Source organism: Pseudoalteromonas ardens, from assembly GCF_030125445.1.
Taxonomy (GTDB): domain Bacteria; phylum Pseudomonadota; class Gammaproteobacteria; order Enterobacterales; family Alteromonadaceae; genus Pseudoalteromonas; species Pseudoalteromonas ardens.
On sequence record NZ_JASJUV010000015.1, the window covers coordinates 1 to 11918 of the forward strand.

An 11918-nucleotide genomic window follows, 5' to 3' on the forward strand; every position below is an offset into this window, starting at 1 on the left:
GACTTCTTTGCTCAGCGTGCTTTTAACCTGGGCACCCTGATGTTGTTTGATGTCCGGACGCGAATAGTCCAGCGGTAAACTGTGTACTGGCGGAACATCTGCCAGTTGCTGTTGCCAGTACTCAAGCTGCTGTTCAAGCACCGTCTCACTGAGGTAATCCCGTTGCCACTGCGCATAATCCGCGTACTGAATGGCCAAAGGGGCCAGTGGATTGCTTTGTTTCTGACTGTATGCCTGATACAGCTGGACAAATTCTTTAATCAAGACCTGCATCGACCAGCCATCGGAGGCAATGTGGTGCATGTTGAACAGCAACACCCCTTCGTTGTCTGCAGTCTGAATATACCCGGCACGGATCATCACGTCGCGGGTCAGATCAAACGGCTGATTAAGCTGTTGCGTCATGGCTGTGGCGATGGCCTGTTGCTGCTGCGCTTCGTTGCACATCCGCACATCATCATAACTGAGGGTAAAGCGGGCATCCCGACGGATCAGCTGCTTCGCGCCCTGCTCGCCATCACGATAAACGGTTTTAAGCACTTCGTGGCGGTCAATGATGGTTTGTAACACCGCTTCCACCACTGTCAGATCCAGCGTACCGCTGACATCAAAGGCAGCCGGCATATTATACTGCGCCGAGCCCTTATGGAGCTGATCAATAAACCACAGGCGCTGCTGGGCAAAAGACAGTGGCAATGCACTATGCTCACCAAGCTGCGGGTCAGTCTGCAGTGCTCTGGGCAGTGCAGTGATCTGTTCACGAACCTGTTCACCGTGATGCGCTGCCACTTCCCGGGCCTGATCTGCAATCGTCGCAGCATTAAACAGCGCTTTGATGGGTAACTCGACGGCCAGCTGCGCTCGCAACTCGGCGGCCAGTCTTACCGAAAGTAAAGAGTGCCCTCCGAGGTCAAAAAAGTTATCCGTGGTACTGATACGACCGGCCTCTAAATCCAGTAATTGCGCCCAGATCTGGCATAATGCCCGTTCAACCTCATTTGCGGGCGCCACATAGGTACCATGGAGCGCCGAGGTATCCGCTTCAGGCAGGGCTTTTTTGTTCACTTTGCCGTTGGCGGTCAGTGGCCAGTCGTCAATCACCACACCCCGCTTAGGCACCATGTAATCCGGTAAAGTTTGTGCCACCGTGGCCAGCGTCTGAGCCATAAACTCAGGCTGTGCTTGTTCTGTAACAGCCTCCACTGGCTGGACGTACGCCACTAAATAGGTGCCTGCCGGGCCGCTCTTGGCCAGCACCAGTGCACTGTCTATTTGTGTCTGACGGCTCAGCTGCTGGGCTATCTCGCCCAGCTCAACCCGGAAACCGCGAATTTTGATTTGGTCGTCGGCACGGCCCACGAAGGCCAGGTTGCCATCGGCCAGATAGCGCACTAGATCGCCGGTGCGATACAGGCGCTTCGAGCTGCCCGCCACCTCGGGGTCATAAAATGGATTGTCAATAAAGCGATCGGCCGTCAGCTCGGGCTGATTCAGGTAACCCTGTGCCAGGCCATCACCGCCCACACACAACTCACCCACACTGCCATACGGCACCAGGCTCAGGTCATCGCTCAGCACCAGGGCCTGATCGCCATTCAGCGGCGTACCTATGGCAATGTCCTGACTTTCATGCAATGTCGGTATCGCGTAACAACAGCTGAAGGTGGTGTTTTCAGTCGGGCCATAGCCGTTAATAACTTGTGCCTGCGGTAATGCCTGCTGCACCCGCATCACATCGGCGCCGTGGACTATGTCGCCGCCAGCCAGTACATAACGTAAAGAGGTGCGACCGTCACAGTGGTGGCTCCACTCACTGAACAGACCGGCCGTCAGCCACATACTATTAATGGCCTGACTATCAATCAGTGTATTGAGTGCATGAATATCCAGCTGGTCCTGCGGATACAACACACAACGTCCGCCATTGAGTAAGGGTCCCCACAGCTCTATGGTTGCCGCATCAAAGGCAATGTTGGCGCTGTGCAGGAATACCGTGTCGCTGTCCAGTGTCATAAAGTGCGGCGTGCTAATAAGACGCTGTACCGCACGATGTGGGGTCAGCACGCCTTTGGGCTGACCGGTTGAGCCTGAGGTATAAATCACATAGGCCAGCGCATCACCGCTAAGCGTTTCCAGAGCGGGGTTGTGCAGCGGATAATCATCGAGCACTAGGGCCGCAATATCTATGGCGGTGCCCGCCTGTTCGCTCATCAGGCTCTGAGCCACGGCCAGACCACTGCCATACCCAATCACTTGCTGCAAACCTGCATCAACTGCCATATAGCTCAGGCGACTGGCCGGGTAATTCGGGTCCAGTGGCACATACGCGCCACCGGCTTTGAGTATCGCCAGTATGCTCACCACCATCTCTACCGAGCGGCTGCTGCATACCCCAATCAGGGTGCCTGGTGTGATGTGCTGCTCACTCAGCAGGTAATGGGCCAGCTGATTGGCCCGCTGGTTCAGCTCGGCGTAACTGATGGATTGCTCCTGGAACACCAGCGCGGTTGCTTCGGGCGCTGCCTCTGCCTGTTGTTCGAATAAATGGTGAATACAGGCCGTGTCGTCGTAGCCTAAGCTACGCTGACCCTGTGTCAGTAACCTGGCCACTTCATCCGTTGGCAGTACGCTCAGCGCACTCACAGGCTGTGTTTGGGTTGCTTCCGTTAGCTGACTCAGCGCCGTAATCACATACTCTGCGATACGGCTGATCTCGACCTGCTCATCAATTTGTAAGTCCAGGCTGAACACATGGGCTGCACCATAATCATTCACCGATAAGTTAAACGGGTAGTTTGTTCGCTCCTGTGCGCTCAGACCCTGAATATCGCTGTCTTGTGCTGGCGTATCGACTTCATCCCGCTCGGTGTGACGATAGTTCAGCATCGCGCTGAATAACGGACCGTCTGAGCCCACCGCGCTGTGTTTCTGCGCCTGTGCCAGCGACACCTGCTCATAAGGCAGCAGTGCTTTCAATCGTTTGTCCACGTCTTTAATCAAGTCTGCGACCGAAGACCCCTGTAACTCAACCGCCACGGGTAAGGTGTTGATCAACATCCCCAGCAGGCGTTCTACACCTGCGCCGCCATTCATCCGACCGCTCATCACGGTGCCAAACACCACTTCCTGCTGGTTGCTGCAAGCCCCCAGCACCAGTGCCCAGGCGGCGTGGAAAATCGCCGCCGGACTGACTTCATGCTGTTTTGCATAAGTGCGGATGGCGGTACTCAGCGCGTCACTCAGAGCCACTTTATGCTCTCGAATAGTGTCGCCGTTACCCTGAGTATCCTGCAACCCAAAGGGCAGTGTCGGCTCGCTGATATGGCCCAGCGACTCAGAGAAAAACCCTTCTATATCGAGCGTTTCCATGCGTGCCAGGGTGTCGCTGATAAACTGACGATAAGACGCCGGCGCAGGCAAGCTCTGCGCCTTGCCTGCGCTGTAACTGTGTAATTCATCCTGGATCACCGCCATGGCAACATGGTCAATGATCAGGTGGTGTGCCTGTAATAGTGCATAGTGGGAACCCGTGTCCGGGTCCTGACACACCTGTAGGCGTAACAATGGTGCCTGAGCCAGATCCAGCCACTGTGGACCATCGGCCAGTGCGGTGATGGTCTGCTGTGCACTCATGCCCCCGGCACAGGCAAGCTGTGTCACCGGCAGCGTAACCGTGCGTTGGACCACCTGTAATGCCTGACGCTTGCCCTGCCAGAGAATGGCAGTACGCAGCACATCATGACGGGCCAGCAAAAAATTCAGGCTGTCAGTAAACTGAGTCAGAGCCGCATCGTTTTTTAATTCATAAAGATAGTTGGTGACATAAGGGTCGTTCTCCGGATCCATACTGTGTACGAACAACACCCCTTCCTGTAACGGTGCCAGCGGATAGATATCCTGAATGTTGGCCATGCCCCCTTGGATCTCGGCGGCGATGTCGTTCAGCTCGGCCTGGCTCAGTGCAGCCAGCGGCACCATATCCGGCGTAATGGCGGTGCAACCGGCCGGGATCAGGCTGCGGCTTTCATCGGTGTCGCCTGTAGTGGCAAGGCTCAACCCCTGTGCCATTTCCTGTAAGGACTGGGCGGCGAACAACGCCTGTGCATCCACCTCAAAACCTTGTTGTCTGAGTCGGCTGGCCAGCTGCATAAGCAACAGGGAATGGCCGCCCAGTGTGAAAAAGTTTGCCGTGACGCTAAGCTGCTCAGCAGGCTGTGCCAGCAATTCGCCGCAAAGCGTAACCATTAATTGCTCGCGCTCTCCCAGCGGCGCCACATAAGTGCCCTGCAATGCCGACGTATCTGCTTCAGGCAGGGCTTTTTTGTTTACTTTACCGTTGGCCGTCAGTGGCCAGTCGTCAATCACCACACCCAGCTTAGGCACCATGTAATCCGGTAAAGTTTGTGCCAGCGTGGCCAGCGTTTGAGCCATAAACTCAGGCTGTGCTTGTTCTGTAACAGCCTCCACTGGCTGGACGTACGCTACTAAATAGGTGCCTGCCGGGCCGTTCTTGGCCAGCACCAGTGCACTGTCTACTTGTGTCTGGCGGCTCAGCTGCTGAGCTATCTCGCCCAGCTCAACCCGGAAACCGCGAATTTTAATTTGGTCGTCGGCACGGCCCACGAAGGCCAGGTTGCCATCGGCCAGATAGCGCACTAGATCGCCGGTGCGATACAGGCGTTTCGAGCTGCCAGCCACCTCGGGGTCATAAAATGGATTCTCAATAAAGCGCTCGGCCGTCAGCTCAGGCTGACCCAGATAGCCACGCGCCAGACCGTCGCCACCGACATACAGCTCGCCTAAGCTACCGTGAGGCAATAAGTTCTGTTGCTGATCCAGCACATAGGTCTGAACATTACACAAAGGTGTGCCGATGTGTATGGTGTCATCAATAATTTCACCCACAGTCGCACAGACTGAGGTCTCCGACGGGCCATAAGCATTATAGAAAGGATAATGTGCCCGCCAGCGAGCCACCACATTTTCTTCACAGGCTTCCCCTGCCACAATTAAACATTGCAGCGCCAGATCTGTCTGCAACGTCATGGTCGATAACAACGCCGGTGGCAAAGTTGCATGGGTGATCTGCTGCGTTTTTAACATCTCAGACAGCTGCTGTACATCCGTGCGTTGTAACTCGTCGGCAATCACCAGGGTACCACCCGGGATCAAAGCCATCAGCCACTCCCAGGTAGCTGCATCAAAACTGATGGATGCAAATTGCAACACTTTACTGTCGGCACAGGTGGCAAAACGGGCTTGCTGGTTGTGAGCCAGATTCACTGCGCCCTGATGAATAAGCTGCACGCCCTTGGGCTGGCCGGTTGAACCTGAGGTATAGATCACATAGGCCAGGCTATCGTTACAAATCTCGTCCAGGGCTGGATTGTGTTGTGGATAGTCATCAAGCGTCAGAGCTGCAATATCAATGGCGGTGCCCACTTGTTCGCTCATCAGGCTCTGAGCCACGGCAAGGCCACTGCCAAATCCGATGACTTGCTTCAGGCCTGCATCGGCTGCCATATAGCTCAGGCGGCTGGCCGGATAATCCGGATCCAGTGGCACATACGCGCCACCGGCTTTGAGTATCGCCAGCATGCTCACCATCATCTCCACCGAACGGCTGCTGCATACCCCTATCAGGGTTTCAGGTGTGATCTGTTGCTCACTTAGCAGGTAATGGGCCAGCTGATTGGCCCGCTGATTTAGCTCGCCGTAACTGATGGATTGGTTCTGGAACACCAGGGCCGTTGCCTCGGGTGCAGCCTCCACCTGCTGTTCAAATAAATGGTGAATGCAGCGGCTGGTATCATACTCAAGACGCTGCTGCTCCCCTGTACTGACCAATTGCTGACGCTCAGACTCACACAAGGCCGAAATGTCGCCTAATGGCAGATCCGCTTCACCTTGCGCACTCACCTGACACAGCAAGGCTGCAAAGTTCTGATTCAACCGGGTAATAAAAGCATGAGAAAAAATGCTGCTGTCATACAGCCAGTCCAGCTCAACACCACCATCGCTGATATTGATATGCATATCAATATCGAACCTGGCAACCACCCGCTCTACTCCAAAAGGCGCCAGTGCCAGTCCGTCAGAGGCCAGTGCAGAGGCCAACATATCGCGGTTCTGATTAATGCCAAACTCGCTTGCTGTAGTGAGCATAATCTGACACAAAGGCGCATATTGTGCGCTGCGCGGGATATTAAGGTGCTCTACCAGCTGATCAAATTGCACATGCTGGTGCTGCTGAGCTGCCAGGTGGACCTCTTTAACGTGCGCCACCAGCTCATGCAAGTTTTGCTGGTCAGTGTCCACACGCAATGGCAGGGTATTAACAAAAAAGCCGATCAGCTTGTCCAGTTGCGGCGAAATGCGGTTCGCCACGGGTGTGCCAATCACGATATCAGTGCAGTTACTATAACGACTCAATAATAAAGACAACAAGGCATGCATCAGCATAAACGGCGTGACCTGAAGGCGTAGTGCCAGGGCCAGCAAAGGCTGCGCAACCTTGCTTGCCAGCCGACCCTGAACATGGCCACCGGCATGTTGTTTGGTCGCCGGACGCGTCTGACACAATGGCAGGTCATGCACCAGAGGCGCATCGTCCAGCTGCTGCTGCCAGTAAGACAAAGCGTCGTCCAGCGCGCCATTCTCTGCGCGTTGCTGCTGCCACAGAGCAAAGTCGCCATACTGGATTTCCAGCGGGGTCAGTTGGGCACTTTGCCCGGCGTTGAGCTGCTCATACACTGTCACAAACTCACGCAGCAAAATTTGCTGTGACCAGCCATCGGAGGCAATGTGATGAGTATTGAACAACAGTACACCGCTCGTCTCTTCTGTGGCAGGTGCCTTAAAATAGTCGACCCGGAGCATCAGATCCGCGCTCAGGTCAAAACACTTTGCCGACTCAGTGGCGATCACCTCAGCTATCTGTGACGGCCAGTTGTCGACCTGTGACAGATCATGGACCTTTACCCGGCATGGCTGACTGGTGTTCACCTGTTGGTAAGCCCCCGTGTCATCCTGATGGTAAGTCGTTCGCAAGATTTCATGCCTTTCAACAATGACATTCAGGACAGCTTCAATCTTTGTCAGATCAGGTTGCCCGCTCACTGTAAACGCCAATGGCTGGTTATACTCGGCCGAGCCCTGCTTCAGGCTGTCGATAAACCACAGCCTTTGCTGCGCGTTCGACAAGGGCAGTCGCGTCTTGTCAACAGGCCGCTGTGGAATGTCGAGGTCATTGTGCTGATTTGCCAGAAACGCGATGATGTCTGCTTTATGGGCCTGAATTTGCTTTTTCAGCGCCTCTGGAAAAGGTGCTGCGGATTTTTGCTTAAAACCCAGCTTACCCGCTTCGGTAAACAGTAAAATATCACTGGCAATCGCTTCATCAATAATTTGCTTGGCTATCATAACCACCCCTCCGCCTCTGTGGCTTTTTCTTCCAATGCCTCCTGGGCTTGCTTTTCAGTCACTTTCTGCTGGACGTACTGGGCCAGTTCTCGCAGCACCACGCGATTAAAGACCTCATTAAATGCAAGCGAAATGCCCCATTGCTTTTTCAAACTGCCGAGCATTTTTATCAGTAAAATAGAGTTACCACCGAGCTTGAAGAAATGTCCGTCACGACCAATTTCGCGCTCCTGCAGCGACAGAATATCGGCCCAGAGTTGGTTAATATGGGCTTCCATTTCAGTCTCTGGCGCTGCATACACCGCGCTTTGCTGAGTTGTTGCCAGTTGCGCCAACTGATTGCTATCGAGCTTGCCATTGACCGTCAAAGGCCAGTGCTCAATCACCAGGTAGTCAGCCGGGATCATGTATTCTGGTAGCTGCTCGGCCAACGCCTGTATCAGACCTTCGGTCATAGCCGCCTCTCCCTGCTGATTTACCAGCAGTGTCCCTTCAGAAGTCAGTTCAATAAAGGCCACCAGTCGCATCTGCGCTTGTTGTTCAACCAACAGGACTTCTGCCTGCTCGACTAACCCCTGATCTGCTATCTGGCGCTTCACTTCTTCGAGCTCAATGCGGTATCCGTTGAGCTTAACCTGCTCATCGATACGCCCGATAAAAGTCATTTCTGAATTGCCCAGCGTTCTGACCAGATCGCCGGTTTTATATAGCTTGCTGTAACAGGCCGACTGGCCGCTCTGGTAGGCCGGGTTATCAATGAACCGCTCGGCACTTAACTGAGGTCGATTAAGATAACCACGGGCCACTCCCGGCCCCGTCAGGTATAGCTCACCGATGGCGTAAGGGGGAACCGGCTGGCCATCTTCATCCAGCACAAAACCTTGCATATTTGTTATCGGTGCGCCCATAGAAATAGGTGACTGATGGCCTTCCTCGATACACTTCCAGTGACTGCCGACCGTCGTTTCTGTAGGCCCGTACTCGTTTACAAACACCGTCTCAGGCAGGTAGCTGCGTAACTGCGCAATGGTGTCTAAATTGAGCTGCTCTCCACCGAGAATAATGACGTGCTTGTGGGAATTTTGTTGTGTCATTTTAGCGGCTATCAGTTGCAGATGTGCGGGTGTCAGTTTAAATAGCAATGCGGCTTGTGCCGTCTCCAGCGCCTGTACCACCTGTTCACATGCTTTATCTTCGTCACAGGTCAGGTTAACCACGCCACCTCTGAGTAACGGCATAAACAGACTTGTTACGGTCGCATCAAAGCTCAGTGATGTACTGACTACGCCATCGGTCACTTGCGCTGCTAACTGAGTGTTCAGGTGCGTCAGATAATGATTCAGGTTGGCGTGTTCAATCATCACCCCTTTCGGCTTCCCGGTGGTGCCTGAGGTATAAATCACATAGGCCAGGCTGTCTGCATCCGGTGACGTTTGTCTGGCGCTGCCCGCAACAAGGTCTGCTTCATCGCACTGCGTCATCTCAAGATACGGGACTGCACTTTGCCCGGCAGCAGTTTGCAGGGCGCTCATACCTGCATGACCCAATACCGCAATCGCGCAACTGTCTTCAAGCATAAACTGGATCCGCTGTTGTGGATGTGCTGGATCAATCGGCAGGTAGGCACACCCCGCTTTCCAGATAGCCAAAATGGCAACCAGAGTATCGAGTGTGCGGCTGGCTTCAATGGCAATGATCTTGTCACGACCACCGTAGTTCTGTGCTATCAGCCAGTCAGCCAGCTTGTTCGCCCGCGCCTCCAAAGCCGCATAGCTCAGACTGTGCTGTTGGAGCTGTGCAGCCACACGCTCAGGTGCGAACTGCGCAATCTGTGAAACCTGCTCCAGGATTGAATGCGTTGCTGATGACGAGGTATTTATCTCCGGTGTCAGTGTGTTCCCAGCCATACTGGCGTAGAGCGCTTGCAGTGTCGTATCAGAAGACGTTAATGGCTGACTCAGATGAGTCAGGACGTTGCACAGATCGTCCGCCAGTTGGCCGACATGCTGCTCAGTGAACAGCCCCCGATCATAAGCCCAGTAACAACTGACTCCGGTCTCGGTCATCTTCAGCGCTAAATCTAAGTCATATTTAATTGTGACCGCACTGTGAGTCAGTGGCTCCAGTTTAATACCCGGCAGGCCTGGCGCGTCGGACTGCTGATAATCATTGTCGGTGTCGACTATGATTTGAAATAAGGGTGTCTGGCCTGGTGTTCGGGTGGGGGTCAGTGCCTGGACAAGGGCTTCAAACGGCACTTCCTGATTCAATTGTGCGTCGATGTGCACCTGTCTGACATGGTGTAAATAATCCGCCAGAGACGCCTGATCCGTATTGACCCGATAGACCAGCGTGTTGACGAAGAAACCAATCAGGTTATGTAACTGTGGGTTCTGGCGATTCGCCTGCGGACTGCCAATAACAATATCATGGCTCCGACTGTGACGGGAAAACACCAGTGCCAGAGCGGCATGCAATAGCATAAAGGTGGTCATATCAAAGCGGCTTGCCAGCGTCTGCAAGCCCTGTTTGACTGTTTCAGGCAGGACTCTGTTCAGTATCCCCCCCTGCCCCCTGGCCTGGCTATCACGCGGACCATCCAGAGGCAGACTATGGGTATGCGGCAGGCCATCCAGCTGCGCGCGCCAGTAGTCTAACTGCTTAGCTGATTTATCTGAGTTGTGCTGATGCTGCCACTGGGCAAAGTCGACGTACTGAATGTCCAGCGCAGCAAGCTGTGCTGCCTCACCTTTCGTCAGGCTCTCATACAGGGTTGTGAATTCTTTGACCAGCAAGGCCATCGACCAGCCATCCGTCGCGATATGATGGAGCGTTAACAGCAATAAAGTCACCGGCTCTGATCCCCCTGTCAGCGCTATCGCGCGACACCGGATCGGCAATTCATTCTGCAGATCAAAGCCGCGCTGTGCTTCTTCATTGACGATACACTGTATTTTTGCATCATCCAGCTGGGCTGCTGGCAACGTCTCACGATGAATGCTCAGCTGAGCATCGTGATGGATCACCTGACGGAGTGTCTCCTGGGCATCCGTTGAATACGTCGTTTTGAGGATCAGGTGGCGATCCATAATGCCATTCAATGCTTGTTGTGCCAGCTCGACATCAAACTTGCCGGTGATTTTTAAGTTAACAGGTACATTGTAATTAGCCTGGCTATCACTTTGCTCTGAAAACCACAACGCCTGCTGAGAGAATGACAAAGGCATGGCTTCGGTATGTGGTTGCACAGTAATCTGTTCTGTCTGGTTCTCGCTGCTGGCCATTGCCAGATAGTATTCCTTCAATTGCGTTTTATTCGCAATGATCTGCTCGCGCAGGTCGGCCGAGATGACTTTAGGTAACTTCACGACTAGGTTATTGTCTTTGATTTTGAGTTTAACGCCAGCTGCGATGAGCTGATCGACTAATGCTGTTATATTCACTTCGCTATTCCTGACTTAATGCGGTTGATTACGGCTAAGGGAGACCCTGAATTACAGTTGAGAGAAACTGATGGGATCGCCAAAACACACCAAAATTTTTCTGGCCCCCTGATACGGGTTTCGGGCATGGGCTTTTAATAGGTTGTCGACCAACATGACATCACCTTGCTGCCAGTCGAACTGCTGATGATTGGCCTGATAGACCTGAAGTATCTGGGCCATGGTCTGATCGGAAATTCTGTCGCCATTGCCAAAATAGCAGTTACGTGGATAATCGGCCTCATCGTCAAACATAATGGCCAGGTTTTCCTTGAGATCCTCATTCAAACAACTGAAATGCCAGTGCTGTGCCTGGGTCACCCAACAAGGTGCCTGAGTGGCAGGATGAATAACCACGGCTGGTCGAATCGCGCGGGTGGTTAATTGCTCGCCGCGCCACTCAAACTCCAGTGCCTGATCCCGACATTTTGCCTCTACCTCAGCCTTATTCTCCGTTTGAAAAATGGTTTTCCAGCCCAGCCCAACAAAGTCATCGGCCTGATAGTTACGGACATACATGACCTGTTTGTCGATAAACTCCTGAACTAAATCGGCGGGTAACTGGGACAGCACAGAGCGGGCATCGGCTATCGGTGTTTGCCCACCGCTCAGTGCGGGTTGTTCGCAGGCAAAAATCGCACGGCCGGGAAAGCGTTGATTAAAGGTATTTTCATTGTGCCAAAGAAGGAATTCAGACTCTGAGTATTCAACCGGTCGTTGCACATTACCATTGGTGCTTGCCGGACGATGCTCGGTGTTATTGGTCAGCACCTGTGTCATAAAACAGGCAGCCAGTTGTTCGACCTGAGCGGGTGAGCCAAAGTTACCACCACGCAGCAGTACCGCCCCGGCATCCGCCAGGTGTTGCTCAATCGTGTCTTGCAAAGCAACGACTTGCTCATACGGTGCACTATCCTGATGTAACTGTATCACTACCGGACTGTGTGCCTGGTCGTTTAATTTTGCGACCTCGGGCATAGTGATAGTCAAAGCCATACGGGTTCCTTTTTGTCA

3 protein-coding genes are annotated in these 11918 nt (G+C 53.6%); all 3 read right to left on the minus strand.

Features of this window, described 5'->3' with window-relative positions:
• Positions 1–7422, minus strand: a 7422-nt coding sequence (locus tag QNM19_RS24370) for a non-ribosomal peptide synthetase (RefSeq protein ID WP_284027309.1), incomplete at its 3' end; no start/stop codon positions are given.
• Complete coding sequence (locus tag QNM19_RS24375; RefSeq protein ID WP_049863381.1) at positions 7419–10865, minus strand: non-ribosomal peptide synthetase; 3447 nt, start codon at positions 10863–10865, stop codon at positions 7419–7421. The genes QNM19_RS24375 and QNM19_RS24370, both read right to left, overlap by 4 nt.
• Before the next feature lie 51 nt (positions 10866–10916).
• Positions 10917–11900 carry a TauD/TfdA family dioxygenase gene (locus QNM19_RS24380; RefSeq protein ID WP_049863380.1) on the minus strand — a complete coding sequence of 328 codons (984 nt, stop codon included), beginning with the start codon at positions 11898–11900 and terminating at the stop codon, positions 10917–10919.
• Positions 11901–11918 lie beyond the last annotated feature (18 nt).

Bases quoted from the DNA above. Each gene is read 5' to 3' on its own strand.
- QNM19_RS24380 (WP_049863380.1), bottom strand. From the start codon at position 11,900: ATGGCTTTGACTATCACTATGCCCGAGGTCGCAAAATTAAACGACCAG.